Genomic DNA, 26,879 nt, shown 5'->3' on the forward strand with positions numbered 1-26,879 from the left:
CTGTCGCCGTATGCCTGCTCTGCGACACCGTCGGCCCCCCGAGGGAGACCGCGGGGGAGGCCCGGCAAGCCCTGCAAGACCTCGCCGACGACAGGCGCGAGCAGTAGTAGCGGGGCCGCCCGCGCAGCACCACCATCTTCTCGGAATCCTGGTCCCCCGATCTAGTCGCACGTACCGGGTGCGCCCGGCCCGGGCGCTCCCGAAGAGGCTATCGCCGTCCGGGACAAACACCCACGAGGGCACGAGACCATCTTCCCATACCCTCACCCCGCAGCCGCGGATACGCTCATCTCACGGCGAGCGCTTGCGGGACCGGTCCCGACGCTTCGGATCGTGCGGGAAGCGTCCGTGGTCCATCGCCCGCTCGCGGGTCGGAGTGAGGGAAGTCGGATAGCGGGAAGGGAGAAGAGAAAGATGAGAAGGATCTCGACCATGGCGGTTCTGTCGGTGCTGATGGTGGCCCTGACGGCGACGGCGGCCTACGCGGTGACGAAGCGCGGCACGAACTACGGCGACGCCCTGTACGGCACGAACTACGCGGACACGGTCTACGGCTACGGCGGCGCCGACCTCATAAAGGGCTACGGGGGCAAGGACGTCCTGTACGGCGGCAACGAGGCCGGCTGGGGCGACAAGATCCTCGGCGGCACGGCCGACGACCGGATTCTCGGGCAGAACGGCCACGACGCCCTCTACGGCGAGGCCAACAACGACAGGCTCGACGGCGGCTACGGCGACGACCTCATCGTAGGCGGCACCGGCCAGGACACCCTCAAGGCCGGCCCCGGCGCCGACAAGATCAACGCCCAGGACGGCCAGCGCGACGTCGTAGAGCTCTGCGGCTCCGGCCCGTACGACGTCGTCTACTACGACGCGGGGCTGGACGTGCTCGTGGGCTGCATCTCGCCTCAGGGTACCGCCAGGGAGAGCGCCGGCATGAGCGCCGCCGAGGCGCGCGAGGCGACCGAGACCGACCTCTCCGCCCAGAAGCCGCCGGAGGGCCTCTTCGAGCACACAGGCAAGGTCCTCGTCGAGCACAAGGGCAAGGAGCTGCTGGTCTCCGAGAAGGACCTCAAGGGCCACGCCGGGCACGGCGACCGCATACTCGACCCGACCGGACGCTCCGACCCGGAGTAGGGAGCGCCAGGGTCCTTCGGGGGAAGAGCCGACCTCGCGCAGGAGGCCCGGGGCACCGATCGCGGTGCCCCGGGCCTCCTGCGCGCCCGGACGCGTAGAATAGTGGGAGGCGCAGGCGGGCTTCGACCACGCTCGCGAACCCCTGGAGGGACCTTCCCGAATCCCATCGGGGTCACGCGCCGGGGAAATAGAGGGTCGAGGTACGCTTCGCGGGCGTGTGACCGGCACCGGGACGTAGTCTCGCGCGCGTTGCGCGGCAGGGCGACGGAGGAGCGGAAGCTGGGAGGTGTGGGTGAGCACGGAGGGGGGCGGCATCGCCGAGGTCCGGTATGAGGCACCGGGGTGCTTCTACGGGAGCATCCTTGGCTGAGGGGCGCCCCGAGACGAACGGGGAAGGCCTACGCACGCCCGCCGAGGCCGCCCGCATCCTCCACGTCCCGCTGCGGCGCGTCCTGGAGTGGCTGGCCGCCGGAGAGATAGAGGCCGAGCAGGACCCGGTCAGCGGCCGGTGGAACATCCCCGAGAGCGCCCTGAAGGGCTCCGGGCCCGCGAAGCAGACGCAGGAGGAGCTGGCCTGGGTGTACGAGAAGGAGCGCCTCCTCGCCGAGGTGCGCGAGTGGCGCGGGCGGGCCGAGCGGGAGCGCGAGAGGGCCGAGGGGTTGCTGGGCGAGGTGGAGGGGCTGCGCAGGGAGCTCGAGGTGGAGAGGATGAGGCGCGGCCTGCGAGGCGGGACGCCCGAGGCATAGGGTGCTCCGGCCGGGTTGGGGTCAGCGCCGGTGTCGCGTCAAGCCGGCATCGGCTCCTCCTCGGCGGGGCCTGTCCCTTGTTCCCGGTTCGCGAAGAGCGGCGCCCCGACGGTCCGCTTCCGGCCGGCCGGCACGTCGGGGAGTGTTTGGGGGCCATGCCGAGGGCGACGGACGCACCGTCGGCGGATGGCTGCCGTACCCATCGCTTGTCAGGCACGACCTCTGGGTGCCCGTGCGGTGCCAGACGCTCGCGGCCTCATAACCCGCTCGGCCAGCGGCACCCGTTGCAGCAACCGCCTGGCGATGGGGGGCAGCAGTAGTTCCTTGGCGACGAGCGTGCCCGAGACCCCGCCCAGTCCCGGTCCCGGGTGCGTGCTCGCGCCGACGTGGTAGAGACCGGCGATCGGGGTCCGGTGCGAGGGCTGCCCCGCGAGAGGACGCCACAAGAAGTTCTGATCCAGCGTGAGGGAGCCCGAGTAGGGGTCCCCTCCGACCAGGTTGATGTTGGCCTCCTGCAAGTCCGCCGGGGAGAGCACCACGCGCTCCAGCAGCGCGGACTCCAGGTTGGGGACGTGGCGCGCGAGCCGGGACTGGATGCGGTCCGCGTAACGCTCCCGGAGGGATTCCGTCCAGACGCCGTCGCCGATCTCGATCTCCCCTGCCGCGTCGCCCTTTGGCCTGGAGGGTAGCTCCTGAAGCTGTATCCACAGGAGCCCCTTCCCCTCGGGGGCGCGGGAAGGGTCCACGGCGAGGGGCTGGCCGCACACGACCGTGGCCTCGGCCGGCAGGAGCCCTCGGTCCGCCTCGTTGACCGCGCGAGAGACGCCGTCGAGCCCGGGCGTGACGTGGACCATGGGTGCGTGTCCGAGGCGCTCGTCCCCGTCCCACCGCGGCGGCTCGGAGAGGGCCATGTGTATCTGCATGCCGGCCCTGCCATAGCGGAATCGCCTGGCCTGCCGGACGAGGCCCGAGGGGACGTCGCCGTCTTCGAGCAGGCGCGTGTAGAGCTGGGTGGGCGTGACGTTGCAGATCACCGCCCCGCTCGCCATCACCGCCTCGCCGCCCCGGAGCAGGACGCCGACGGCGCGGCCCCCCGAGACCAGCACCTTCCCGACGTCGGCCCCCGTCTCGCAGCGGCCCCCGTTCTTCCGGATCACGGCGACCAGGGCGTCGACGAGGCGAGCGCCGCCGCCTCTGGGCACCGGCATGCCGCCCATCTGTAGGGCCACCGCTATGACCTGCGTCATAAACCCGGAGGCCGCCGCGTCCGGGCCGAGCCCCGTGTGCAGGACCCAGGGCGCCAGCAGCCCGTGTGCCCGCGGGGACCGGAAGTTGTCCGACAACCAGTCCCGGCAGGTCGACAGCCCGCTTCCCACGAACTCCAGGGCCCCGCGGGCGCCCATCCTGCGGTAGGCCCCCAGCGCGAGCCGTAACCCGGCGGGCGACCACAGCTCGGTACCCATCACGCCGAAGGCGACGTCCGCGTTCGGCATGAACTCGGAGACCACGCGCTCCCACGCGGCGCCGTCCCCGTCGGCGAACCGGTCCAGCTCGGCGACGTTGTCCTCCTGCGACGTGGATAGGAACGCGCTCTCGCCGTCCGGGTAGACGGAGCCGGTCGGGAGCGTCGTGTTCAGGTACTCGAGGCCCTGGGCGCGCAGGTCCTCCCCCAGCTCGGCGTAGGCCGCGGACCCGACGAAGAGGGGGTGCCAGCCGCTGAACACGTCGTGGCGGAAGCCGGGTTGGGTGATCTCCGCCGTCTTGATCGCCCCGCCAAGGTAGTCGTTGCGTTCGAGCACGCAGACGCTCCAGCCGCCCCTGGCGAGCATCGCCCCGGCGACGAGGGAGTTGATACCGCTGCCGACCAGCACCGCGTCGTACTCTGCCATCCGTGCCTCCCACGCTCCGCGCGCTAGTTCTCCATCCCGCGACGGGCAACGAGGGGGACCGCGAGCCCCCTGTCGCGGTCCCCCTCGTTCAGCTCGTCCCGGCGGGAACCACCGCGGTGGCCTCGATCTCCACCCTCGCCTCGCCCTCGACGAGCGCCGAGACCTCGACCATGGTCATGGCCGGGAAGTGCCGTCCCATCAGGTCGCGGTAGGCCTCGCCCACGCCCCGCAAGTTGGCGAGGTACTCCTCGCGGTCGGTTATGTACCAGGTCATCCGGACGACGTGCTCCGGGCCGGCGCCGACCTCGGCCAGCACGGCGAGGACGTTCTTCAGGGCCTGTCGCGTCTGGCCGACGAGGTCGTGCGCCCGAAAGGTCGCGCCCTCGTCCCAGCCTATCTGGCCGGCGACGAACACCATCCGTCCCTCGGCCACGACCCCGTTGGCGTAGCCTTTAGGCTCCGCCCAGCCCGGCGGTTGGAGCCTCCGGGTTCCCGAGCTCGCGGCGGGGCTCTTCCGTCGCGTCGCGTCGTCGGGGGTGGGCTCCTCCCGGCGGCGCGCGTCGGCCGGGGTCAAGGGCGCCCGCCGAGGGCGCCGGCGCCTTGCATCTCCCGCTCGCGCAGCTTGAAGCGCTGGATCTTGCCGGTCTGGGTCTTCGGGAGCTCGTCGGTGAACTCGATCCGGCGCGGGTACTTGTAGGGGGCGATGCGCCCTTTGACGAAGTCCTGCAGCTCCTCGACGAGCGCCGCGTCGCCCTCGAACCCGCCACGGAGGACGACGAACGCCTTGACCACGTTGCCCCGCTCCTCGTGGGGAGAGGCGACCACGGCGCACTCGCCGACCGCCTCGTGACCCATGAGCGCCGCCTCCACCTCGGGTCCGGCGATGTTGTAGCCGGCGGAGACGATCATGTCGTCCGTGCGGGCCTGGAACCAGAAGTACCCGTCGTCGTCCACCTTGTACGCGTCGCCGGTGACGTTCCAGCCGTCCATCACGTAGTCGGCCTGGCGGGGATCCGCGAGGTAGCGGCATCCGGTCGGCCCTCGCACCGCGAGCCGGCCCACCTCCCCCGGCGGCAGGGGGCTCATGTCGTCGCCGGCGATCATCGCGTGGTAGCCCGGCACCGGCTTGCCGGTCGAGCCGGGTCGTATCTCTTCACCCGCGGCCGAGATAAAGATGTGGAGCATCTCGGTCGAGCCGATGCCGTCCACGATGCGGATGCCGGTGCGTTCGAACCAGGCGTCGGAGGTCGCGCGCGGCAGGGTCTCGCCGGCCGACACGCACTTCCTGAGCGAGGAGAGCTCGGCCTCCCCGACCCTGTCCAGGAGCGCGCGGTAGGCGGTGGGCGCGGTGAAGACCGTGGTGATGCGGTGCTCCTCGATCGCCTTCAGCAGAGCCTCCGGCCCGGGCTGCTCGATCGGGACGGTCGAGGCCCCGAAGCGCATCGGGAAGAGCACCAGCCCGCCGAGACCGTAGGTGAAGGCGAGCGGCGGGGTGCCGGTGAAGACCTCGTCCGGCTCGGGGTCGAGCATGTGGCGCGCGAAGGTGTCGCAGACGGCGAGGACGTCGCGGTGGGAGTGCATGCAGCCCTTGGGCTCGCCGGTCGTCCCCGAGGTAAACGCGATGAGCGCTATGTCCTCGGCCGCCGTCTCGACGGTGTCGAAGCCGGGGCCCTTCTCCCGCATGCGCTCCTCCAGCTCGCCCCCCGGGCCGAAGGTCATCACGCTGGAGAGGAACGGCCTCTGCGCCCCCACCGCCTCGAGGGGCTCGGCCAGCCGGGCGTCGGTCAGCGCATGAGAGACCCTTGCCTTGAGGACGATCTTGTCGAGCTCCGCCGCGCGGAGCATCGGCATCGTGGCGACCACGACGCCGCCGGCCTTCAGCACGCCGAACCATGCCGCGATGAGCATCGGGATGTTCGCCGCCCTGAGGAGGACGCGGTTGCCGGGCACGAGGCCCATGTCCTCCGTCAGCACCCGCGCGACGCGGTCGGCCCTCTCCCGGAGGTCCCGGTAGCTCCAGGCGCCGTCCGGGGCATGGACGCACGCCCTCTCCCCCGCCTCGCCCGCGGCCATGTCGTCGAGCAGGGCCGCGGCGGCGTTCAGGTGTTCCGGGTAGCGCAGCTCCGGCAGGTCGAAGACAAACTCGGGCCACGCCTCGCGCGGCGGAAGGTTGTCGCGGGCGAACGTGTCGAGGTGTGCGCTGTATCCTTCCATGCTCCTCTCCCCCTTTACCGACGGGTCCCCTGCCGCGCTCCCGCGCCCTGGATCTCCGCCGCGCCACCGGCGGCGTGCGCGGCCAGAGCCTGGCGGGCGATGATGACCTTCTGCACCTCCGAAGCGCCCTCGTAGATCCGGAGCGCCCGGATCTCCCGGTAGAGCCGCTCCACGGGGTGCCCCGAGACCACGCCCATGCCGCCGAAGATCTGGACGGCGTCGTCGATGACGCGCTGCGCGGTCTCGGTGGCGTGGAGCTTCGCCATCGCCGCCTCGCGGCTCACCCGTTCGGCGACGCGATCCTTGGTCCAGGCCGCGCGGTACACCAGGAGCGCGCTCGCGTCCACGCCGAGGGCCATCTCGGCGAGCTTGGCCTGCACCATCTGCAGCTCGCCCATCGGGGCGCCGAAGAGGCGGCGCTCCCCGGCGCGCTCCAGCGCCTCGTCGAGCGCCCGGCGCGCGAACCCCAGAGCGGCGGCCCCCACCGTCGGGCGGAAAGTGTCGAGCGTGGCCATCGCGACCTTGAAACCGCCCCCGGGCGCGCCCAGGAGCTGGTCCTTCGGCACCCGGCAGCCGTCGAAGACGAGCCGCGCGAGGGGGTGCGGCGCGATGACGGGGATGCGCTCGGCGACCTCCAGACCGGGGGTATCCGCGTCCACGACGAAAGCGCTCAACCCCCTCGCGCCGGGCGCCTCTCCGGTGCGCGCGAAGACGGTGTAGAAGTCGGCCAGGCCGCCGTTGGAGATCCAGGTCTTGGCGCCGTCTATGACGTAGTGGTCGCCGTCCTCGACGGCGGTCGTGGAGACGGCGGCGACGTCGGAGCCCGCCTCCGGCTCGGAGAGGGCGAAGGCCGCGATCTTTCGGCCCTCGCGCACGGCCGGGAGGTAACGCTCCTTCAGATCGTCCGACCCGAAGAGCGAGATGGCGCCGCCCCCCAACCCCTGCATGACGAAGGCGAAGTCGGCGAGCGCGTGGTGGCGTCCCAACGTCTCGCGCAGCAGGCACAGGGAGCGCACGTCGAGCGCGTCGTGCCGGCCGCCCTGGGCCCCGGGCACCACGTAGTCGAGCCAGCCGGCCCCGGCGAGGTTTCGGACGAGGCCGCGGCAGAGGCCGTCCACGGTCTCCTCGTGCGCCTCCGGTACGTCCCGGAGGTGCTCCACGCACCACTCGTCGAGGTCGCGCGCGAGGGCGCGGTGCTCCCCTTCGAAGAACGGCCAGTCGAGGTAGGTGAGGTCGGGCATCAGTCCCCCTCGAACTCGGGCGAGCGCTTCTCCATAAAGGCCCGGTAGGCGCGCTCGAAGTCCCGCGTCTGCATGCAGATCGCCTGAGCCTGGGCCTCGGACTCGATGGCGGCCTCGAGGCTCATGTTCCACTCCTGGTTGAGCATGGTCTTGGTCATGCCGTGGGCGAAGTTCGGGCCATTGGCGAGGTTCGCGGCGAGCGCCGTCGCCTCCTCCCGCAGGGCGTCCGGCTCGACGAGGCGGTTGAAGAACCCCCAGCGCTCGCCCTCCTCGGCCCGCATCGAGCGGCCGGTGAACAGGAGCTCGGAGGCCCGGCCCTGCCCCACGATGCGCGGCAGCATGGCGCAGCAGCCCATGTCGCAGCCGGCGAGGCCGACGCGGGTGAACAGGAAGGCGACCTTCGCCCCGGGCGTCCCCAGGCGGATGTCCGAGGCAGTGGCGATCGCGGCCCCCGCGCCGACGCAGACGCCGTCTATCGCCGCGATCACGGGCTGCGGACAGGCGCGGATCGCCTTCACGAGGTCGCCGGTCATGCGCGTGAAGCGCAAGAGGCCGGCCATGTCCATCCCGGTGAGGGGGCCGATGATGTCCCGCACGTCCCCCCCGGAGCAGAAGTTCTCGCCCGAGCCGGTGAGGACCACGGCCTTTACGTCCTCGGCGTAGGCGAGCGCGCGAAAGGTGTCGCGGAGCTCGGCGTAGGAGTCGAAGGTCAGGGGGTTCTTGCGCTCGGCCCCCGTCAGCGTCACCACGGCGACGCCGTCCGACTCCTCCCACCGAAAATGGTCCGGCGCGTGGCCTTTCATCGTCAGGGTGTTCATGCGCTCTCCTCCCCCTCGTCGGCGCCCAGCACGGAGCGCTTGGCCTTGCCCAGCAGGTGGTGCAACGTCTCTACCTCCCCCTCGCTCAACCCCGAGAGCATCCCCGCGATCCAGGCCTCGTGCTCGACGGCCATCTCCTCGAAGGCGGCGCGGCCGGCCTCGGTGAGCCGGACGATCTGGCTGCGCCGGTCCCCGGGCATCGGTCGACGAACGATCAGGCCCTCCCGCTCCAGCCTCTCGGCGATGCCGGTGACGTTGCCGTTGGAGACCATGAGCCTGCGCGAGACCTCGCCCATGCTGAGCCCGTCGGGCGCGTCGTGGAGCGCGGCCATCATGTCGAAGCGCGGCAGGGTGACCCCGTACTCGTCGCGCAGCCGCGCGCGCACCCTTCCTTCGACGAGGTTGGTGAACGTGAGGGCGCGCAGCCACAGCCTGAGCTTCTCCTTGGCGCCGCCCGCGGCGGCCTCGAGGGCCACGATGTTCTCCCGCTCGTGCGCATCCTCGCGCACTACGCGACCTCCCCGCCGTCGACGGCGATGGCCTGGCCGTTGATCGCTTCGGCGTTCGGCCCCAAGATCCAGCCGACGGCCTCGGCTACCTCTTCGGGCGAGACGAAGCGGCCCTGCGGGTTGCCCTCGACGAGCCGGGCCCGCGCCCCGGCCTCGTCCGCGCCGGTCTTCTCCACGATGTTGGCGACGCTCTGCGCGAGGAGATCGGTCTCCGTGTAGCCCGGGCAGACGGCGTTGACCGTGACCCCCTTGCGCGCCACCTCCAGAGCAAGGGCACGCGTCATCCCGATCACCCCGTGCTTGGCGGCGCAGTAGGCCGCGACGTAGGGGTAGCCCTTGAGCCCGGCGGTGCTCGCCACGGTGACGACGCGTCCCCGGCGGCGATCGACCATCCCCGGCAGGACCGCGCGGGTCACGAGGAACGCGCCGGTCAGGTTGACCTCTAGCATGCGGGACCAGGCGTCGAGCGTCGTGCGGGCGAACGGCGAGGACTCCGCCGCGCCCGCGTTGTTGACGAGGACGTCGACCGGGCCGAAGCGCTCTACCGCCTCCGCGAGCCCTGCCTCTACCTCCCCTTCGTCGGTGACGTCGAACGGGACCGCCTGGGCGGTTTCGAGACCTCCCGCGACCCCTCTCAGCGGCTCGGCCCTTCGGCCCGCGACCGTGACGCGCGCCCCGGCGCCCGAGAGGCGGGCGGCTATCGCGGCCCCGATCCCGGTGCCGCCGCCCGTTACGAGGGCGTGAGCCCCCTCCAGGCGGTAGGCGCCCGAGGCCTCGCTGGTCTGGGTCGCCCGACTCATATGAGCTGCGCCATCTGGTCGGCGCGCTCGATGAGGCGTTCGAGCTGCGCCTTGCCGGAGAGGTACTGCTTGGGCCACTCCGCGCCGTCGTAGCCGAGCTCGGCGGCTCTCCGCAGGGTCCAGTACGGGTCGTGGAGGTGCGGCCGGCCCAAAGCGCACAGGTCGGCCCTCCCCGCGGCGATGATGCTGTTGACGTGGTCGGCCTCGAAGATGTTGCCGACCGCCATCGTGTTGATGTCCAGCTCGTTGCGGATGCGGTCCGAGAACGGGGTCTGGAACATGCGCCCGTAGACGGGCTTGGCGTCCGGGCTGGTCTGGCCCGCCGAGACGTCGATGAGGTCGGCCCCGGCCTCCGAGAAGGCGCGGGCGACCTCGACCGCGTCGTCGTCGGTGATGCCGCCCTCGACCCAGTCCATCGCCGAGATGCGCACGCTCATCGGCTTCTCCTCGGGCCATACCTCGCGCATGGCGCGGAACACCTCCAGCGGGAAACGCAGCCTGTTCTCCCTGGAGCCCCCGTACTCGTCGGTGCGCCGGTTGAGGAGCGGCGTGATGAAGGCGGAGAGGAGGTAGCCGTGGGCGCAGTGGAGCTCCAGCATGTCGAAGCCGGCGCGCTCCCCCATCTCGGTCGCGCGCACGAAGGCGGCGACGATCTCGTCCATGTCCTCGCGGGTCACCTCGCGCGGCGGCCGGTGATCCTCGGTCCACGGCACCGGCGACGGGCCCAGGGTCTCCCAGGTGTTCTCGTGGAGCGGCTCGTCCATCCCCTCCCAGGCGAGCTTCGTCGAGCCCTTGCCGCCGGAGTGGCCGAGCTGGAGGGCGAACTTCGCATGCGTGTGGCGGTGCACGAAGTCCACGATGCGCCCGAACGCCGCCTCGTGCTCGGGCTTGTACATGCCGCAGCAGCCCGGCGTTATGCGCCCCTCCGGGGTCACGCAGGTCATCTCCGTGAAGAGGAGCCCCGCCCCGCCCTGGGCGCGCGCCCCCCAGTGGACGAGGTGGAAGTCGCCCGGGGTGCCGTCCTCGGCGCTGTACATCGCCATCGGGGAGACGACGACGCGGTTGGAGAGCGCCATCTCCCGCAGCTTGAACGGCGCGAACATCGGCGGCACCGGCTCTTCGGCGGGCTCGCCGGCGGCGCGGGACGCGAACCACCGCTCCATGCCCCCGAGCCACTCCTCGTCGCGGAGGCGCAGGTTCTCGTGGCTGACGCGCTGGCTGCGGGTCAGCAAGGAGTAGGCGAACTGCAAGGGCTCCTGCTTTATGTAGCGCGGGACGTTCTCGAACCACTCGGTCGAGTTGCGCGCAGCACTCTGTAGCTTGAGGACCTCGAGGCGCCGCTCGTCCTCGTACGCGGCGAGCGCGTCCCCCTTGCCGTCGTGCTCGTGGAGCTTCCTGGCGAGGGAGATCGCATCCTCCAGGGCGAGCTTCGTGCCCGAACCGATGGAGAAGTGGGCGGTGTGGGCGGCGTCGCCCATAAGCACGATGTTGTCGTGGAACCACCTCTCGTTGTTGATGCGCCGGAAGTTGAGCCACGGCGCCCGGCCGAGGTGGCGGGCGTTGTTTATGAGCGGGTTCCCGTCGAGGTAGGGCTCGAAGATCTCCTCGCACAAGGCGACGCTCTCGTCGGGCCCCAGCCGGTCGAAGCCGAGCCCCTCCCAGGTCTCCTGGGAGCACTCGACGATGCAGGTGCTCGTCTCCCGGTCGAAGCGGTAGCCGTGGATCCAAACCCACCCGGCCCCCGTCTCCTCGAAGGCGAACGTGAACGCGTCGAAGAGCTTCTTCGTCCCGAGCCAGATGAACTTGTTGCGCCGGACGTCCACGTCCGTCCCGAACTTCTCCTCGTAGAGCCCCCGCACCCGGCTGTTCACGCCGTCCGAGGCCACGATGAGGTCCGCGTCGCGAAAAGCCCCGAGGTCCCCGATCTCCTGCTCGAACCGCACGTCCACGCCGAGCTCCGCCGCCCGCGCCGCCAGGATGTCCAGCAGACGCTTGCGCCCGATGCCCGCGAAGCCGTGCCCGCTCGAACGCACGCTCCCCTTCCCGGAGACGTGCACCTCGATGTCGTCCCAATGGGCGAAGTTCTCCAGGATCCCATCCGCGCTCTCGGGATCGTTCTCGCGGAGGTTGCCGAGCGTCTGATCCGAGAAGACCACGCCCCAGCCGAACGTCACCCCGGCCGCGTTGCGCTCCAACACCGTTACGTCGTGCGACGGGTCCCTGAGCTTCATCGAGATGGCGAAGTAGAGACCGGCAGGCCCCCCACCGACGCAAACGATCCTCATGTCTTCCCCTTGCCCATCGCTTGTTTGCCCATACCTTACCAGATTTGTTTTAAACTTAAACTACTTTGTTCGTGGGTCGGGACGCAGGCCCCCGAGCTTTGCGTCTTGCGACCGGTGGCGAGGTCCGGGGTACGACGGGCGGTCTGCCGGGCGCGCGTGGCTGCGCAAGGCCGGATCTACCCCTGGCTGCGGCGGGCCGGGCGGACGTTGCTGGAGCCGGCGGCGGCAGGCACCCGGGGTCAGCCGCGCGGGACGAGCGCGAGGGCGCGCACGGGGCTGCCGGTGCCGCCGCTGATCTTGAGCGGCGCCACGACGAACAGCGCGCCGGTCGGCGGCAGCTCGGCGAGGTTGGCGAGCTGCGTGACGCCGTACTTGCCCGCGCCGAGAAGGTAGTAGTGCACCGGGAAGGGGGGCTCGAAGCCCGCCGCCGCGCCCGCGTCGATGCCGACCGTCTCCACCCCGACGCCGACGAGCGGCGACTCCTCGGCGATCCAGCGCGCGCACTCGGCGTCGAAGCCGGGGGATCGCGGGCTGCCGGACCCCGCGTTCAGGAAGGCCTCGGCGTCGTGGGCGCGGGCGTCCCAGCCGGTGCGCAGGAGCAGCCAGCCGCCCTCGGGGAGCGGTCCGTGCTCGGCCTCGAAGGCTCGGACGTCGTCGACGGTGAGGACGTAGTCGGGGTCGGCCTCGCACTCGGGGCACTTGTCTATCACCACCGCGGGCGCCACGAGGTGGCGCGGCGGGACCTCGGAGACGTCCAGGCCCTCGCGGCCGGTGATCCAGTGCGTCGGGGCGTCGAAGTGGGTGCCGGCGTGCTCCCCGATCTCGAGGAGGTTCCAGGCCCAGGCGGGGCCGCGGTCGTCGTAGCGGCTGATCTCCCGCACCTTGACGTTCGGCGTGTTCGCGAACGGCTCGGGCAGCTGGATCATCGGCGTGCGCTCGTTGAGGGGCTGCGTGAGGTCGACGACCTCGACCGCGCCGCCGGCGAGCGCCTCGGCGAAGGACGCAACGGGGTTCTTCTTGGACAGCATCTCTCCTCCTGGTCTCTTCGCGTTCGTGTCTCTGCTCAGTGGGCGCGGAAGGCCTCTTCGAGCCACTCGGCCCGCACGTCGGGGTTCACCTTGGCGTCTATGACGAGCGGCCCGTCCCGTCGTCCGAGCCACTCCTTGACGGGCGCGAGGTCTTCGGGGCTACGAACGGTGATCCCCTCGGCCCCCGCGGCGCGGGCGAGGGCGGCGAAGTCCGTCTCGGGGAACCGGGCCTCGTCCACCGATCTCCCCATCGGACCGAAGTGGTGCACCTCGGCGCCGTAGGCCGCGTCGTTGTAGATTGCGACGACCATCGGGAGCCGGTAGCGGGCGGCGGTCTCCAGCTCGCCCAGGGCCATGAGCGCCCCGCCGTCGCCCACGGCGGCGACCGCCAGCCTCTCCGGCCTGCCCACCGCGGCCCCGATCCCGCAGGCGAGCCCGAGCCCCACGGACTGGAAGGCGTTGGGGAAGACGAAGCCGTGGTGATCGGGGACCTCCAGGTACATCGCGGGGTAGCCGAGGAAGTGTCCGGAGTCGGTGGCGACGGTGCGCTCGGCCGGCAAGAGGTCGTCGAGCGCGATGCTGAAGGTGCGCGGGTCGACGAACTCCGCGGTGCCCTCGTCCTCGTACGGCTCCTCGCGCCAGCGCCTGGCGGAGATCTCCCGCGCCACCTCGCGCGTGCGGAAGCCGGTCTTCTGCACCCCCCTCCCCTCCAGCTCCTCCGCCAGCGCCCGCGCGGTGGCGCCCGCGTCCCCGACGACGCCCACGTCGGCCCGGTGAAGCGCCCCGATCGCCTCCTCGTCGAGGTCGACCTGCGCGATGTTTGCCGTGGACGAGAAGAGCCTGCCGTGGCGAGCGGTCCAGTGGTTGAGCGAGGCCCCGAACGCGAGCACGGCGTCGGCCTGCCCGAGCAGCTCCACGGCGAGCGGCGAGGCGAACCCGCCGGCTATCCCCACGGCGTACGGGCTCCCGGCGAAGAGCCCGTGCCCCATCGCGCTCGTCGCCAGAATCGCCCCCACCCGCTCGCCCAGAGACTCCAGCGCCTCGCGCGCCCCTGAGAGCGCCGCCCCCCTACCCGCCACGATCACGGGCCGCTCCGAGGCGGCGAGCAGGTCCGCAACCGCCGCCACCGAACCTTCCGCGGGACGCGGCGCCCGGAGCTCGGGCCGCTCGCGAGGCGCCTCCCCGTCCGGAAGATCCCGCTCCACGAGGTCTATCGGGATGTTCAAGACGACGGGGCGGCGCTCGACCCGCGCCCGGCGCAACGCCCTCGCGGCATCCTCGGCGGCGGTCTCGGGGCCGCGCACGCGCTCGGCGATGGCGCCCGTCGTCCTCGCGAGCGCGCCCTGATCCAGCTTGAAATTCGACCAGAGCGCCGAGGGCGGCGTATCCGCGGCGAGCAGGACGAGCGGCGTCCGGTTCTTCGCCGCCTCCGTGAGGCCCGTGAGCGCGTTCGTGAACCCCGGCCCCTGATGCACGCTGCACACCCCGACCTCGCCGCTCGCCCGAGCGTACCCGTCGGCCATCGAGACCGCCCCGCACTCGTGGCGGGACGAGTAGAACCTCGCGCCACCAGCGCGCAGCGCCTCGACCACGGAGAAGTTTCCGCTGCCCACGAGCCCGAAGAAGACCTCCACGCCCCGCCCGGCCAGCGTTCTGCCTATTACCTCAGAGACCCGCATCGGCCACCCCGTCCTCTCTCCCCACGCACCAGGACCTCCCGCGAAGACACGACCCCTCCGCCCGAAGAGCCGCGCAACGCCCGGCCGACACCGCCGGATAACCCTCCACGGAGGCTCCTTCCCCCAGACCACCCAACCCGGACCCCTCCAATTTGCCAGAGTCCGCCCCTCGCGTCACCACCCCTTAGACAGAAATATTACTATTGACGCCCGTTTATTTTATACTTAAACTGTTTTCGGGAGAAGAAGGGAACAAGGAGGCAGGCGTTGACCGAGCGAGGGAATTCCGGGGTGCGGTACGACCGGTCGGCATTGTGGGTGATCGCGCTGTGCGGCCTGACGATCATCTTCGACGGGTACGACCTGATCGTCTACGGCGCCGTGCTTCCGGCGCTGTTGAGCTACGAGCCGTGGGGGCTCACGCCGGTCCAGGCGGGCGCGATCGGCAGCTACGCCCTCATCGGGATGCTCATCGGGGCATTGGTGGTCGGCACGATCACGGACATCGTCGGGCGCCGCAAGATCATGCTCTTCTGCATCACGTGGTTCTCGCTGGCGATGGGCCTGTGCGCGATGGCGCCCAGCGCCGAGCTTTTCGGGTTCTTCCGCTTCATCGCCGGGCTGGGGCTCGGCGGGGTCGTCCCCACCGCCATCGCCCTCACCATAGAGTACGCCCCGCCCGACTGGCGGACCCTGGCCAACTCGATCATGTTCTCCGGGTACTCCGTCGGGGGGATCCTCGCCGCGCTGCTGGCGATAGTGTTGCTGCCCGACTTCGGGTTCCGGACGATGTTCTGGATCGGGCTGCTCCCGCTCGTCACGCTCGTCCCCCTCGCCTGGAAGTTCCTCCCCGAGTCGGTCGGCTTCCTCGCGGCGAACGGCCGATGGGAGGAGGCCGAGGCCCTCGCGCGGCGCTACGGGCTGCCGCTGGAGCGCGAGGACGCGAGCTCGCCGGCCGCCTCGGCGGAGGGACAGGGCAGGCTCGCCGCGCTCTCGTCGCTCTTCTCGCGCAGCTACGTCGTGCCGACGCTCCTGTTCTGGTTCGCCACCTTCATCGGGCTGCTCCTCGTCTACGGGTTCAACACCTGGCTGCCCCAGATCATGCGCGAGGCGGGCTACCCGCTCGGTTCGGCGCTCTCGTTCCTGCTGGTGCTCAACCTCGGGGCGATCCTCGGGACGCCGGTGGCGGGCGCCCTCGCCGATCGCTTCGGCCGCAAGCGCGTGACCACGATCTGCTTCCTCGCGGCGGCCATGTGCATAGGGCTCTTGAGCTTCCCGCTGCCCGTCCTCGGGCTCTACGCCCTCGTCGCCGTGGCCGGGCTCGGCACCATCGGGACCACCATCCTCGTCAACGCCTACTGCGCCCAGTACTACCCGGCCGGGAGCCGCGCCACCGGCCTGGGCTGGGCCCTGGGTATCGGCAGGCTCGGGGCGATACTCGGGCCGATCTTCGGCGGCTTCATCGCCGCCTCGCAGCTCGGCTTCGAGTGGAACTTCTACGCCTTCGCCGTCCTCGCGGTCCTCGGCGGGCTCCTCATACTGCTCGTCCCCCGCTCCCCGACGGAGAGGCCCTCCGCCCCCGCGGAAGAACGGGTGGCACAGACCATCTGACCCCGCAACGAACTCGCCCTGAAGGTCCTCCGCAGGGCCGGACAAGCGGCCCCTCTTGGACGAGCGCCCGCCGCCCTACGCCCAGGTCCGGCGCCTTCCTCGCGCGCGGGATCTCGAAGCGGCCCGCGCGCGACATCTGCACTTGTCCGTTTTGCCGGTCCGGTCACGCGCGGCAGCGAGGTCGAGAAGCTGGCGCTCGACCTCCGGGCTCTCAAGAATCAGAGGTACTTTTTGAGGAACTCCACGCCTACCACGTAGAAGGCGGGGCCCACGAACTGGTAGGTGTGTATGCGGACGTCGGGGTTGGCGGTGAAGTGCAGGTAGGCCTCCTTCCCGTCCATACCGTGCTCCTCGGTCAGCCACTGCATCATGCCTATGAAGGCCCCGTTCAGCGCCCGCTCCATGCTGCCGGCGTTCCTCGCCGAGTCCACCTGGATGAGGCTCTCCGCAGTCTCGATGCGCAAGACCCCCGGAACCCGCTTCCGCTTCACGACGTGGCAGCGGGCCGTGGTGTCGGCCGCCGTCTCGTCGGCGATGCCCGTGTACTCGGAGTCGCCCTGAGCCGCGTGCGCGTCGCCGAAGAACAGGAGGCCGCCGTCGTGGTAGGCGTTCATGTAGATCTTGTTGCCCTTCTTCACGTCGCGGCAGTCGATGTTGCCGCCCCAGGGCCCCTGGCTGACGAGGGTGTTCTCTATGCCGCGCTCCGGGGCGGTGACGATCGTGCCGAGGAACGGGCGCAGGGGTAGGTGACCTCGCGGTTCACGTTGAAGGAGCCGGTGCCGTCGGAGGTCGTGCCGGAGGGCCCGGGCGGTGGTGGGTGACGCGGGAGTAGGGCTCCTGTAGCTCGGGGAAGGCGGCGTTGCCGGCGAGGTTGCCGAAGTCGGGGCGAAGCCCGTCCAGCCGCGCTCGCTCGGGACGATGTCTTCTATCTCGAGGACGAGGAGGTCGCCGGCCTCGCACCCCTCGACGTGTATGGGCCCGGCCACGGGGTTGACCTTCCAGAACTGGTACCTGAGGGCGGGCAGGTGCTCGGCAGTGAGCAGGACGTCCTCCGAGTTTATCTGGCCGAAGAGGTTGTCCTGGGTCTCCACCACGAACTTCTCGCCCTGCTCCACCCTGAGCGCCGGCTCGAGGTGCGCCCCGAACTCGGTTACGGTCGCGGCTTCTCGTTCTATCTTCTTCTCGACCTCTCGCTTCACGGAAGCTCCTCCTTCGCTCGCCTCTTCCCTAACTCGTCCTTACGGCGCGAGGGCCGCTGGCGTGCCCCGCGCCCGTCACGCGCCCCGCCTTCGAGGGTTCGCGAGGGTTTCGACGCCACCCACGGCCCCGACCATCACGGCGACGGCTCGGGCCAGGTACCGGGTCTCCGTGAACTCCTCCGGGGCGTGGCTGATGCCGTCCCGGCTGGGGACGAAGATCATCCCCGTCGGTACCCGGTGCGCCACCATCATGGCGTCGTGGCCGGCGCCGCTGACCATCTTGCGGGGCACTACCCCGGTCCCCTCCGCCGCTTCTAGCAGGCCGGCGACGACGTCCTCGTCCATGGGGGTCGGAGCGCTGCGCAGGCGCTCCTTGTAGAGCACCTTCTGACCCCGCGCCCCCGCGCGCTGCCTCGCGAAGGCGACGATCCGCCCGACCACCCCCTCGCGCCGCTCCTCGCTCACGTCGCGCACGTCCACGCCCACCCGTGCGCGGCCGGGGACCACGTTGAGCGCGCCCGGGAACATCTCCACGCGGCCGACGGTCCCCACCGCCGCCCCGCCCGCCTCGCGCGCCGCGCGCTCGATCTCCACGACGGTCTCGGCGGCGGTGAGGCCCGCGTCGCTGCGGAGGTCCATCGGGGTCGCGCCCGCGTGGTCGGCGCGCCCCTCCACCTCGAGCTCGAAGTGCAGGACCCCCGCGATCGCCTCGACGATCCCGATCTCCTGCCCCGCGTCCTCCAGGACCCGGCCCTGCTCTATGTGGACCTCCAGGTAGCGCCCGACCCCTTCCAGGTGATCGGGGCACTCCGCCACCCTCTCCGGGTCGTGCCCGGCCCCCTGCGCCGCGTCGTAGAAGCTGGTTCCCGCGCCGTCGCGGTACCCCTTGAGGTCCTCCGCCGTCACCGCCCCGACGGCGCATCGGCTCCCCAGGAGCCCGCTCCCGAAGCGGGCGCCCTCCTCCTCGACGAAGCTGAAGACCTTGAGGGGCGTGTCGGGCGCGGTCCGCGCAGTCTCCAGGGCGCAGAGGACGCCCGCCGTGCCGTCGAAGCGGCCCCCGTTCGGCACCGAGTCCACGTGCGAACCGAGCGCGGCGCAGCGCTCGCCGGGCGCTACGTTCGAGGCCACGAAGTTGCCGACCGGATCGTAGCCGGTACGGAAGCCCACGGCCTCGAACTCCCCGGCGAGGTAGTCGAGGGCCGCGCGGTACTCCGGGGTGAACGAGAGGCGCGTGATGCCGGGGCCCCCGCTACTGAATCGGGATACCGCGTCGAGGTCCCTCTGCAACCGGTCGACCGCGGTCTTCGGATCGAAGGACTTCCCCGCCTCCACTACGCGCGTTCCCCCGCCATCCGCTCGCGCAGGCTCGCCGTCGCGGCGGCGTCCACCCCGCCGTCGGAGAGCACCACGCCGTACTGCTTTCGGGCGTTCTCCTCGGAGACGAAGCCGTCGAGCACGTCGTCGAGGACGCGGGCCGGGTCGCGCTGCAAGGGATCTCCGTAGCCACCGCCGCAGGGCGAGACCGTGCGTACCGTCTCCCCCGCCCTCATCCGGCGGTCCGGTATCTTCGAGGGGAGGTGCTGCTCGCCATCCGTGCCGGGGTTCAGGAGGAGGTCGCCCGCGATCCCCTCCTCGCCGCCGAAGATCCCCCACGGGGCGAAGCGATGGCCGTCGCCTTCGAGGGCGAAGCGGCCCTCCTCGAGGAAGCTGATCTGGCGTATCGAGCCCAGCCCCCCGCGCCACCTGCCGGGTCCAGAGGCCACGTCGTCGCGGAGCTCGTAGCGGTCCACCCTCAACGGGTAGTGGCTCTCGATGTCCTCGACGGGGTTGTTGCGGGTGTTGGCGAAGAGGGTGTCCACGGCGTCCATCCCGTCCTTGCCGTAACGGCCGCCGTAGGAGCCCTCCGTGATGTCCATGTAGACCCAGTAGTCCTCGCCGACGAGGCCGCTGTAGGCGACGACCTTGAGGTTGCCGACGCCCGCGCTCACGTTGCGGGGCGCGACCTCCGAGAGGGCGCGCATCACCGTGTCGGCGACGATGTTCCCCGGGCAGAAGCGGGCGATCGTCGGGGCCGGGAAGATCGGGTTCGTCAGGGTGCCCTTGGGGGCGGTGATCCTGACCGGCCGGGTAAGCCCGTCGTTCTGGGGGACGTACTCGGTGAGGGCGGAGTCGAGCAGGATGGAGCGGATGGTCAGGTAGACCGCGACGTCCACCGTCCCCTCGAACGGCATGTTTATCGGGAGGTCGACCTGCGGGGCCGTCCCCTCGAAGTCCACGTGGATGTCCGAGCCCTCGACGGAGAGGGTCACGGCTATCTTCAGGTCCTTCTCGTTCTCGTTGGGGCTGTCCACGAAGCCGTCTATAAAGCCCTCGGCCCGGTAGACGCCGTCGGGGAGCTCGGCGATGCGCGAGCGGAGCATGCGCTCGGAGTAGTCCATGAGCTCCTCGCTCGCGGCGTTCACCCCTTCCAGGCCGAACTCCTCGACGATCTCGACGAAGCGCTCCGCCCCCGCGCGGCAGGCGGCGATCTGGGCCTCCATGTCACCGACCACCATCCCGGGCGCCCGGATGTTGTCCCGGAGGATCTGCCAAACCGCCTCGTTCTTCTTCCCGGCGTCGTAGACCTTGACGGCCTTGAACTGGAGCCCCTCGGCGTAGGCGTCGACGGCGTCCACGATGCCGGTGCTCCCCGGGTGCAGCGACCCTATGTCCAGGTGGTGCGCCGTGGTGAAGGAGAACCCGATAAGCTCCTCGCCGCGGAAGACGGGGACGCAGAAGCCCACGTCCGGGCCGTGGGAGGCGCCGTGGTAGGGCGAGTTGTGCATGACGACGTCGCCGGGGGCGAACGTCTCGCCGCGCTCTTCCATGACGCGGAAGATGCCGCGCATGTAGCCCGGGATCGGGCCGAGCTGCAAGGGCGTGGAGTCGACCGACTCGCAGAGCTGGCGGCCCTGGGCGTCGAGGAGCGCTGCCCCGAAGTCCTCGGACTCCCGGATGATGCTCGAGTAGCTCATGCGTGCCAGCTTGTGACCCATCTCTATCGCGACGTTCTCCAGAGCCCCCCCGATGACCTGCGCGGTCACCGGGTCTATCTTCGCCTTGCGTCCCTGCATGCTCACTCCCCCTTCAGGTCCACGACGAGGTTCCCGCCCTCCTCGAGGACGCAACCGGCGTCCGGCGGGAGCAGCGTCGTCGTGTCGTTCTGCAAGATCACGGCCGGTCCCTCGATCCTCTCCCCGACGGGCAACCGGTCCCGCTCGTAGAAGGTCGTCGGGAAGGGCTTCAAGGAGCCCTCTTGCCGGAAGTACACCTCCCCCTCCTTGAGGCGCGCGGCCTCGATGCTCCTCTCCCCGGTCAGGGGACCGACTTCATCTTCGGGTCTTGCCCACCCCGAGACCCTGAGGTTGACCATCTCGACGGGGTTGCCCGGGAAGGCGTGGCCGTACTCCTGGCGGTGCAGCTCGTGCATCCGCTCCCAGACCTTGGAGACGTTCTCCTCGTTTATCTCCCCTCCGGCAGCGGGACGCGGAGCTCGTAGCCCTGCCCCACGTAGCGGCAGTCCACCCCGCGGGAGACCTCGATGTCCCCTTGCGCGATGCCGTCCGAGCGGAGCTGGGCGCGGACGTCGCCCTCCAGGCGCTCGATGTCGGCGTTCAGGCGTTCGAGGTCGGGGTCGGTGCTCAGGGTGAACTGGGTGGCGATGGCGTCGTACTTCAGGTCGGTCGTGAGCAGGCCGATCGCCGAGTTGATGCCCGGGTAGGCCGGGACGATGATCTCCCGCACCCCTAGTATCCTCGCCACCTCGACGGCGTGCAGCGGTCCGGCGCCGCCGAAGGCGACGAGGCTGAAAGCGCGCGGATCGTGCCCCTTCTGGACCGTAACGGCGCGCGTGGCGTTCGCCATGCTGTTGTTGAGGATGCGCAGGATCCCGTCGGCCGCCTCGCGCACGTCCATGCCGAGCTTCCCGGCGAGCCCCCCGACGGCGTCGAAGGCGCGCTCGGGGTAGAGAGGCATGTTGCCGCCGAGGAAGTGCTCCGGGTCGAGCACGCCGAGGACGGCGTGGGCGTCGGTGACCGTCGGCTCGGTACCGCCCTTCCCGTAGCAGGCCGGACCGGGGACCGCGCCCGCGCTGCGCGGCCCGACCCGGAAGGCGCCGCCCTCGTCCACGTAGGCGATGGAGCCTCCGCCGGCCCCGATCGTGGAGACGTCGATCATCGGGACCATCACGGGGAAGCCCGCGATCCAGGTGTCCCTGGCGCCGGCCTCCTCGAAGCCCTTTCCGGTGACGATGCCTATGTCCGCGCTCGTGCCGCCGACGTCGAAGGTTATGAGGTTGCGCCGCCCGGAGACCTCGCCGGAGAAGGCGCCGCCCAAGATCCCCGCCGCGGGCCCCGAGAGCAGGAGCGTGACCGGCGACTCGGCCGCGACCTCGGAGGGGGAGACGCCCCCGTTGGAGCGCATGATGTGCACGTCCGCCCGCACCCCGCCCTCCTTGAGCCCGGCCCTGAGGTTCCGTACGTAGCGCCCGACCTTGGGGCCGACGAACGCGTTTATGGCGGCGGTCGTGAACCGCTCGAACTCCCTGAACTGCGGGAAGATCGAGCTAGAAGTGGTCACGAAGGCCCCGGGCATCTCCTCCTCCAAAATCTCCCGGGCTCGCTCCTCGTGCGCGGGGTTGAGGTAGGAGAAGAGGAAGCAGACGGCCACCGCCTCGACCCCGGCCTCTTTGAGCTCCCTCGCCGCTTCTCTCACCGCCTCCTCGTCGAGCGGCGTCAGGACCTCGCCGCGCGGCGGCGAAAGCCTTTCGGGGACGACCTTGCGGTGGCGGCGCTTGACGAGCGCTCGGTCCTGCCAGGGGATCTCCTGCATGATGGAGTAGTTCTGCGGCCGCTGGTGGCGGCCTATGTGGACGATGTCGCGGAACCCCTCGGTCGTCAGGAGGCCGACCTCGGCCCCCTTGTGCTCCAGGATCGCGTTCGTCGCCGTCGTCGTCCCGTGGAAGAGGTACGAGACCTCCGACGGCTCGATGCCCGCCATCCGGCAGACCTCGTAGACGCCCCGTATCACCGCCTCCGACGGGTCGTCGCCGCTCGTGGGTATCTTGTGGGTGTAGGTCTCTCCGCCCTCGGGGTCGGAGAGCACGAGGTCCGTGAAGGTCCCCCCAACGTCTACGCCTACCAGATGCAATCTCGTCGTCCTCCTGTCGATACGGGTCTTCTCGTCGAAAGCTTCAGGCGGAGCGCTCCGCCCTTGGGGTGATGGGCGGGGGTCTCCGCCGCCTCCGCAGCGGCGCGGGCCGCGCGCCGCGTGGAAGAGGGCTACGCCTCAAGGGGGGCTTCCAGGGTCGCGTCGAGGTCCGGGCCGACGGCGAAGAGGACCGGGCAGTGGATGCCGGCCTCGCGGTACTCGGCGATGCGCTCGCGCACGCGTTCCGGGGTGCCGGCGACGGCGAGGTCGTCGACGATCTCGTCGGAGATCAGGGCCGCGCCCGCCGTGAGCCCGCCCTCGGAGACCTTCTCTCGCACCCGGACGAGGTAGTCCTCGCCGTAGCCGGTCTCCCGGGCGATGTTCGGGAAGCGGCTGAGGTACATCGCTATGAGCGGACGCACCCGGTCGCGGGCGACGTCGCCCCTCTCGTCGACGGAGGTGACGAGGCCGATGGCGAGGTCTACCTCGTCGATGCCCCGTCCGGCCCTCTCGCAACCGGCCCTGATCTTCTCTACCGAGCGGCGGACGTAGGCGCAGGAGGTGAAGCCGTTCATCAAGACGCCGTCGGAGATCTCGCCGACGAGCCCCATGGCCCTCGGTCCGGTGACGCCCATGTACACGGGGATCGAGGAGCGCAGCGGCGAGAACTCGAGCGCTACCCCTCGAACGCTCACGCACTCCCCCTCGTAGTGGACCTCCTCGCCGGAGATCAGGCGCCGCGAGACCTCGACGTACTCCTTGAGGCGCGTTAGCGGCTTCTCGAAGGCGTGCCCCTGGGGCCCGAGCACGAGCGGGGAACCGGGCCCGATGCCGAAGACGGCCCTTCCGCCGGAGAGCTCGTCGAGGGTCGCGTACGAGGTGGCCAGGAGCACGGGGCTGCGGGTGAAGACGTTGACGACGCCGGTGCTCACCTTGACGCGTTCCGTCGCGGCGGCGATGGCGGCGGCCGGCACGAACCCGTCCCGGGCGAACCTGGTCTCCGCCACCCACACCGACTCGTAGCCCAAGTCCTCGGCGCGCCTCGCCGCGCGCACCATCTCCGGCACCCCGGGCTCGCCGAGGAACGCCACCCCGATCCTGCCCGTAACGCTCAAGCCGTCCCGAAGCCCTTCATCGCCCCGGTGAAGCCCTTCTTCTCGGGGGGCTTGTACGTCTTCAGCTTGCTCGTCTTCTTCCCGAGGTCGACGATCCCCTCGGCGAACTTGACGGCGGCCACCACCCCGTCGATGACGGGGACGCCGAGCTCCTCCTCCAGGCTGTTGGCGAAGTCGGCCATCCCCGCGCACCCCAGGAGCACGGCCTCGGCGTCGTCCTCCTCGACGGCCCGGCGGGCGTCGTCGCGCACCATCTGCCAGCTATGCTCGGGGTCCTCTTCGATGTCCAGGACGCACAGGGGGGTGGTCCGGATGCTCACCACCCGGCGGGTCATCCCGTAGCCGTCGACCATCTCCTCCAGCATCGTGCGTATCCGCGGCAAGACCGTGACGATCGAGAACCGCGCGGCGAGCATCGAGGCCATGTACAGGGACGCCTCGGCGATCCCTACGACCGGCGCCTCGGTCACCTCGCGCGCCGCCTGCAACCCGGGGTCGCCGTAGCAGGCGATCACGTACGCGTCGGCCCCCTCTTGCTCGCCCTTCCTCACCTCGTCGAGGACCCCCGGGATGCACAGGTACTCGTCGTAGTAGGACTCGATGGAGGCCGGCCCGGACTCCGGGCTGACCGCCAGGATCTCCGTGCCGGGCCGCGCCGCGAGCCTCCCCGCCGCCTCGATGCCGCGGGTCATCTCGAGCGTCGTGTTGGGGTTGATGATCTTTATCTTCACCCTGTCCTCCCTCGCCGCTCCGGGCGGCTCCGACCGGCCTATCCCAGGGGGTTACGAGGCTCCCCCCGCCTGTCCGGCCCCTACCGCCTCCTCCGCCGCGGACCGCTCGCCGATCCGGTCTAGCCCCATCCTGACGAGCACGGCGTGCAGCACGAAGGCGATCGGGAGCCCGACGAACCAGCTAACGTTCAGGAAGACGAGGGAGATCGCCGACGCCACCACGAGGGCGACGTAGGCGGCGGGGCTGAAGCCGCGCAGGAACCAGTAGGAGTCCTCCCGGGAGGCGTAGAGCTTCTCGACGGAGAGGCTCCGCCGACGCGTGATCCAGTAGTCCGAGATCATGATCCCGAGGATCGGCCCGAGGAAGGCCGAGTAGAAGTTGATGAACGTGAAGAACCACTGGCTCGTCAGGAGCACCCACGGGAACGTAACCACCGAGAGCACCCCGGTGAGGATCGTCCCCTGCTTCCAGGTGAGGTTGAAGATGTCCTGGAAGACGACGGTCGGCGGCAGGATGTTGATGGTGAGGTTCGTCGTCACCTGCGCCAGCACTATAAACACGAGCAGCGCGATCCCGATGCCCACCGAAGGCGCCACCTCCATCAGGGCGGCGACCGGATCCCCCTGTCCCGCGACGGTCGCGGTGACCACCCCCATGGTGAAGATGAAGATCCAGGGGGGAACCACCCCGAGGACGTGCCCCCAGACGTTCGTCCGCACGTTCGCGGGCTTGAGGTAGCGGGTCAGGTCGGAGATGTTGAGCATGACCGTGGCGAGGATGCCAATGGCCGCGGTGAGCGCCGTGAAGAACGGCAGGCCCCAGGAGCCCGCCCCGAACCACGCGCCCTGCAACGCCACGCCGTTGGCGCGCACGATCACGAACAGGAAGAACGCCATGAGCACGAAGATGACGACGCTCATCGAGGCATCGAAGAGCTTTATGGACTTTATGCCGTACCAGGAGATGACGGTCTGCACGGCCGTAAAGAGCACGAAGTAGATCGCCGTGTAGTTCGGCAGGCCGAACACCGTGTTCGCCACGGCGTTGACGGAGAGGGCACCGATCCAGGACCCCACCCCGTACCAGGCGATCGCCGGGAGTATGCGCAAGACCGCCGGCACGACCGCACCGCGGCTCCCGAACGCCGAGCGACACTGCACGGCGAAAGGGATGCCGTACTTGAGCCCGGGGGTCCCGTTTATGCAGAAGAAGATCACCACGAGCACCGCCGAGACCAGCATCACCACGCCGGCCTGGAAGATGTTCAGGCCCCCCGCCGGGGCATCATGTTCGCCCCAGAACGAAGATCTGGATCACGATCAAGGACGCCCACCACATCAGTACGTAGGACGTCAGCCCGAAAACCCTCTCCCCTCGGGACCGGCAACAGCCCGTCCCTGCGCTGTCCGGCCTGTGAAGCGGAAACGCGATCCTCGCTCCCCATCTCGCTCCTCCCCTACGCTTCTTGTAACATCGGCAACGGTAGAGGACCGATCCGTATTTGTCAAACAAATACGCCGGTATGGCATAATCCCTGCGGATCCGGCCAAAACTGGAGGGCTTCTGGGGTGCGCGGGGAGAGGCGGCGCGGCGAGACGCGCAAGAGGAAGACGTACGAGCGGATAGCGGCACGCATTCGGGCGTCGATCTCCTCGGGAGAGCTGCGTCAGGGGGACAGGCTGCCGAAGGAGGCGGACCTCGCGGCGAGCCTGGAGGTGAGCCGTCCGACGGTGCGCGAGGCGCTCAAAGTGCTGGAGGCGATGAGGGTGCTGGAGAGCTCCACCGGCCCGACGGGCGGAACGTTCGTCCGGACGCTCAACGGCGCGGGGGTAGCGGAGCACCTTTCGGAGTCGATCGGGCTCTTGCTCGACGTCGACGCGCTGACGCTCGAGGAGTTGCACGCTTCCAGGGAAGCGATCGAGATACCGGCCGCAGGGATGGCCGCCCTTCGGCGGACGCCCGAAGACCTCGCGGCGATAAAGGAGACCATCGAGCGTGACGGCCTCAAGGATTCGGACAGTTTGGTGGCAGACGTCTCTTTCCATCGCGCGGTCGCGGCCGCTTCCGGCAACAGGATGCTGAGCGTCTTTATGGGCTCGGTGCATCTGACCGTGAGGAGACTGGCCGAGCGCTACGAGATGCCGGAGGTCAAGCAAGCCTCCCAGACGCAACATCAGCTCATCTACGAGGCGATCGAAGCCGGGGACGAAGACCTGGCTGGATCCCGCATGCGCGAGCACCTGAGGTTCGCGGGCGAAGTCTACCGCCAAGCCATCCCGAGGTCCGATCCGGACGAGCGCTCAGGGAAACGTTAGAAGACCGCGCTTCTCCGTCCGGCGCGGCGGACTTCGTGCCCTTGCCCCTGGGGTGGTGGCCGACGACCGGCTCCGCGAGGCCGGAGCGCAGGCCCCGCCCGACCGGCTCGCCGCCCGCGCCGGCCAGCTCGTATGGATGGACGCCGAGGAGGCCGCGGATGCAAACTCCTGCTCGCGAACGCTACAATGCGCGGGAGCCACGACCTTTGATCTCGTACACCGGCGCCCGGCGCCGCCGACGCGCACCCCGAGGACTCCGTGATGATCGGCGACACGACACGGACACCGACGTCAACACGGTCATCGAGAGCGGCCTGGAGACCATCCCCGTCCTCTCGGGCATTACGAGCCGCGCGGACATCGAGCGGTGCTCT

General features: G+C 70.2%; 22 protein-coding genes. 4 read left to right on the forward strand and 18 right to left on the reverse strand.

Annotation, left to right across the window (positions count from 1 at the left end; all coding sequences use genetic code 11):
* Positions 1-414 precede the first annotated feature (414 nt).
* Together GBA65_RS18205 and GBA65_RS18210 are read left to right on the forward strand one after the other, a co-directional pair.
* A complete protein-coding gene (locus GBA65_RS18205; protein ID WP_166397763.1) occupies positions 415-1,137 on the forward strand; it encodes a calcium-binding protein in 723 nt (240 codons plus the stop codon).
* A gap of 362 nt (positions 1,138-1,499) precedes the next feature.
* The gene (locus tag GBA65_RS18210) at positions 1,500-1,883 is read left to right on the forward strand and encodes a MerR family transcriptional regulator (protein ID WP_166397764.1); all 384 of its coding nucleotides are present in this window, start codon (positions 1,500-1,502) and stop codon (positions 1,881-1,883) included.
* Positions 1,884-2,092: 209 nt separating this feature from the next.
* Here the strand turns inward: GBA65_RS18210 and GBA65_RS18215 are convergent, their stop codons facing one another.
* From GBA65_RS18215 to GBA65_RS18260, 10 genes are all read right to left on the reverse strand, one after another.
* Entirely contained in the window at positions 2,093-3,772 is a 1,680-nt protein-coding gene (locus GBA65_RS18215; protein WP_166397765.1) for a phytoene desaturase family protein, read from the reverse strand.
* Between the two features lie 88 nt (positions 3,773-3,860).
* A complete protein-coding gene (locus GBA65_RS18220; RefSeq protein ID WP_407691114.1) occupies positions 3,861-4,205 on the reverse strand; it encodes a RidA family protein in 345 nt (114 codons plus the stop codon).
* 137 nt (positions 4,206-4,342) lie between these two features.
* Positions 4,343-5,986: an AMP-binding protein gene (locus tag GBA65_RS18225; RefSeq protein ID WP_166397766.1), complete on the reverse strand. Its 1,644-nt coding sequence runs from the start codon at positions 5,984-5,986 to the stop codon at positions 4,343-4,345.
* Between the two features lie 14 nt (positions 5,987-6,000).
* Positions 6,001-7,227, reverse strand: coding sequence for an acyl-CoA dehydrogenase family protein (locus GBA65_RS18230; RefSeq protein ID WP_166397767.1), 1,227 nt, complete (start codon positions 7,225-7,227; stop codon positions 6,001-6,003).
* The gene (locus GBA65_RS18235; RefSeq protein WP_166397768.1) at positions 7,227-8,045 is read right to left on the reverse strand and encodes an enoyl-CoA hydratase family protein; all 819 of its coding nucleotides are present in this window, start codon (positions 8,043-8,045) and stop codon (positions 7,227-7,229) included. Before GBA65_RS18235 ends, GBA65_RS18230 begins: the two co-directional genes overlap by 1 nt.
* A complete protein-coding gene (locus tag GBA65_RS18240) occupies positions 8,042-8,554 on the reverse strand; it encodes a MarR family winged helix-turn-helix transcriptional regulator (protein ID WP_166397769.1) in 513 nt (170 codons plus the stop codon). The genes GBA65_RS18235 and GBA65_RS18240 overlap by 4 nt, the downstream gene beginning before the upstream one ends.
* Positions 8,554-9,354 (reverse strand): SDR family NAD(P)-dependent oxidoreductase, encoded by an 801-nt coding sequence (locus tag GBA65_RS18245; protein WP_166397770.1) that lies wholly within the window; start codon positions 9,352-9,354, stop codon positions 8,554-8,556. Before GBA65_RS18245 ends, GBA65_RS18240 begins: the two co-directional genes overlap by 1 nt.
* The gene (locus GBA65_RS18250; protein WP_166397771.1) at positions 9,351-11,639 is read right to left on the reverse strand and encodes a bifunctional salicylyl-CoA 5-hydroxylase/oxidoreductase; all 2,289 of its coding nucleotides are present in this window, start codon (positions 11,637-11,639) and stop codon (positions 9,351-9,353) included. The genes GBA65_RS18245 and GBA65_RS18250 overlap by 4 nt, the downstream gene beginning before the upstream one ends.
* 239 nt (positions 11,640-11,878) lie before the next feature.
* On the reverse strand, positions 11,879-12,667 hold the full coding sequence (locus tag GBA65_RS18255) for a cyclase family protein (protein ID WP_166397772.1): 789 nt from the start codon (positions 12,665-12,667) through the stop codon (positions 11,879-11,881).
* Positions 12,668-12,702: 35 nt separating this feature from the next.
* The gene (locus GBA65_RS18260) at positions 12,703-14,346 is read right to left on the reverse strand and encodes a thiamine pyrophosphate-binding protein (RefSeq protein ID WP_166397773.1); all 1,644 of its coding nucleotides are present in this window, start codon (positions 14,344-14,346) and stop codon (positions 12,703-12,705) included.
* Between the two features lie 267 nt (positions 14,347-14,613).
* On the opposite strand from GBA65_RS18260, the gene GBA65_RS18265 reads away from it, so the two are divergent.
* On the forward strand, positions 14,614-15,957 hold the full coding sequence (locus GBA65_RS18265; protein WP_207955908.1) for an MFS transporter: 1,344 nt from the start codon (positions 14,614-14,616) through the stop codon (positions 15,955-15,957).
* A 218-nt stretch (positions 15,958-16,175) separates the two neighbouring features.
* Here GBA65_RS18265 and GBA65_RS18270 read toward each other — a convergent pair whose 3' ends face one another.
* The 8 genes from GBA65_RS18270 to GBA65_RS18300 form a co-directional block, all read right to left on the reverse strand.
* Positions 16,176-17,156 (reverse strand): acetamidase/formamidase family protein, encoded by a 981-nt coding sequence (locus GBA65_RS18270; RefSeq protein ID WP_166397774.1) that lies wholly within the window; start codon positions 17,154-17,156, stop codon positions 16,176-16,178.
* 75 nt (positions 17,157-17,231) lie between these two features.
* Positions 17,232-18,488: a Zn-dependent hydrolase gene (locus GBA65_RS18275; RefSeq protein ID WP_166397775.1), complete on the reverse strand. Its 1,257-nt coding sequence runs from the start codon at positions 18,486-18,488 to the stop codon at positions 17,232-17,234.
* The gene (locus tag GBA65_RS18280) at positions 18,488-20,269 is read right to left on the reverse strand and encodes a hydantoinase B/oxoprolinase family protein (protein ID WP_166397776.1); all 1,782 of its coding nucleotides are present in this window, start codon (positions 20,267-20,269) and stop codon (positions 18,488-18,490) included. Before GBA65_RS18280 ends, GBA65_RS18275 begins: the two co-directional genes overlap by 1 nt.
* A gap of 2 nt (positions 20,270-20,271) precedes the next feature.
* Positions 20,272-20,625 (reverse strand): hypothetical protein, encoded by a 354-nt coding sequence (locus GBA65_RS23595; RefSeq protein WP_207955909.1) that lies wholly within the window; start codon positions 20,623-20,625, stop codon positions 20,272-20,274.
* 32 nt (positions 20,626-20,657) lie between these two features.
* Positions 20,658-22,343: a hydantoinase/oxoprolinase family protein gene (locus GBA65_RS18285; protein ID WP_207955910.1), complete on the reverse strand. Its 1,686-nt coding sequence runs from the start codon at positions 22,341-22,343 to the stop codon at positions 20,658-20,660.
* 131 nt (positions 22,344-22,474) lie between these two features.
* The gene (locus GBA65_RS18290) at positions 22,475-23,458 is read right to left on the reverse strand and encodes an LLM class flavin-dependent oxidoreductase (RefSeq protein WP_166397777.1); all 984 of its coding nucleotides are present in this window, start codon (positions 23,456-23,458) and stop codon (positions 22,475-22,477) included.
* Complete coding sequence (locus GBA65_RS18295) at positions 23,455-24,189, reverse strand: aspartate/glutamate racemase family protein (protein ID WP_166397778.1); 735 nt, start codon at positions 24,187-24,189, stop codon at positions 23,455-23,457. Before GBA65_RS18295 ends, GBA65_RS18290 begins: the two co-directional genes overlap by 4 nt.
* Before the next feature lie 51 nt (positions 24,190-24,240).
* Positions 24,241-25,431 carry a cytosine permease gene (locus GBA65_RS18300; protein WP_407691115.1) on the reverse strand — a complete coding sequence of 397 codons (1,191 nt, stop codon included), beginning with the start codon at positions 25,429-25,431 and terminating at the stop codon, positions 24,241-24,243.
* A gap of 327 nt (positions 25,432-25,758) precedes the next feature.
* On the opposite strand from GBA65_RS18300, the gene GBA65_RS18305 reads away from it, so the two are divergent.
* On the forward strand, positions 25,759-26,505 hold the full coding sequence (locus GBA65_RS18305) for a FadR/GntR family transcriptional regulator (RefSeq protein ID WP_166397780.1): 747 nt from the start codon (positions 25,759-25,761) through the stop codon (positions 26,503-26,505).
* The last annotated feature ends 374 nt before the right edge of the window (positions 26,506-26,879 follow it).

Origin of the sequence: Rubrobacter marinus, assembly GCF_011492965.1 — a bacterium.
GTDB classification, from domain to species: Bacteria; Actinomycetota; Rubrobacteria; order Rubrobacterales; family Rubrobacteraceae; genus Rubrobacter_F; species Rubrobacter_F marinus.

What these genes read in the sequence shown, in the direction of transcription:
- GBA65_RS18205 (WP_166397763.1), top strand. Translation starts at nt 415, where the DNA reads ATGAGAAGGATCTCGACCATGGCGGTTCTGTCGGTGCTGATGGTGGCC.
- GBA65_RS18215 (WP_166397765.1), bottom strand. Translation starts at nt 3,772, where the DNA reads ATGGCAGAGTACGACGCGGTGCTGGTCGGCAGCGGTATCAACTCCCTC.
- GBA65_RS18225 (WP_166397766.1), bottom strand. Translation starts at nt 5,986, where the DNA reads ATGGAAGGATACAGCGCACACCTCGACACGTTCGCCCGCGACAACCTT.
- GBA65_RS18230 (WP_166397767.1), bottom strand. Translation starts at nt 7,227, where the DNA reads ATGCCCGACCTCACCTACCTCGACTGGCCGTTCTTCGAAGGGGAGCAC.
- GBA65_RS18235 (WP_166397768.1), bottom strand. Translation starts at nt 8,045, where the DNA reads ATGAACACCCTGACGATGAAAGGCCACGCGCCGGACCATTTTCGGTGG.
- GBA65_RS18245 (WP_166397770.1), bottom strand. Translation starts at nt 9,354, where the DNA reads ATGAGTCGGGCGACCCAGACCAGCGAGGCCTCGGGCGCCTACCGCCTG.
- GBA65_RS18250 (WP_166397771.1), bottom strand. Translation starts at nt 11,639, where the DNA reads ATGAGGATCGTTTGCGTCGGTGGGGGGCCTGCCGGTCTCTACTTCGCC.
- GBA65_RS18255 (WP_166397772.1), bottom strand. Translation starts at nt 12,667, where the DNA reads ATGCTGTCCAAGAAGAACCCCGTTGCGTCCTTCGCCGAGGCGCTCGCC.
- GBA65_RS18260 (WP_166397773.1), bottom strand. Translation starts at nt 14,346, where the DNA reads ATGCGGGTCTCTGAGGTAATAGGCAGAACGCTGGCCGGGCGGGGCGTG.
- GBA65_RS18280 (WP_166397776.1), bottom strand. Translation starts at nt 20,269, where the DNA reads ATGCAGGGACGCAAGGCGAAGATAGACCCGGTGACCGCGCAGGTCATC.
- GBA65_RS23595 (WP_207955909.1), bottom strand. Translation starts at nt 20,625, where the DNA reads ATGCACGAGCTGCACCGCCAGGAGTACGGCCACGCCTTCCCGGGCAAC.
- GBA65_RS18300 (WP_407691115.1), bottom strand. Translation starts at nt 25,431, where the DNA reads ATGCTGGTCTCGGCGGTGCTCGTGGTGATCTTCTTCTGCATAAACGGG.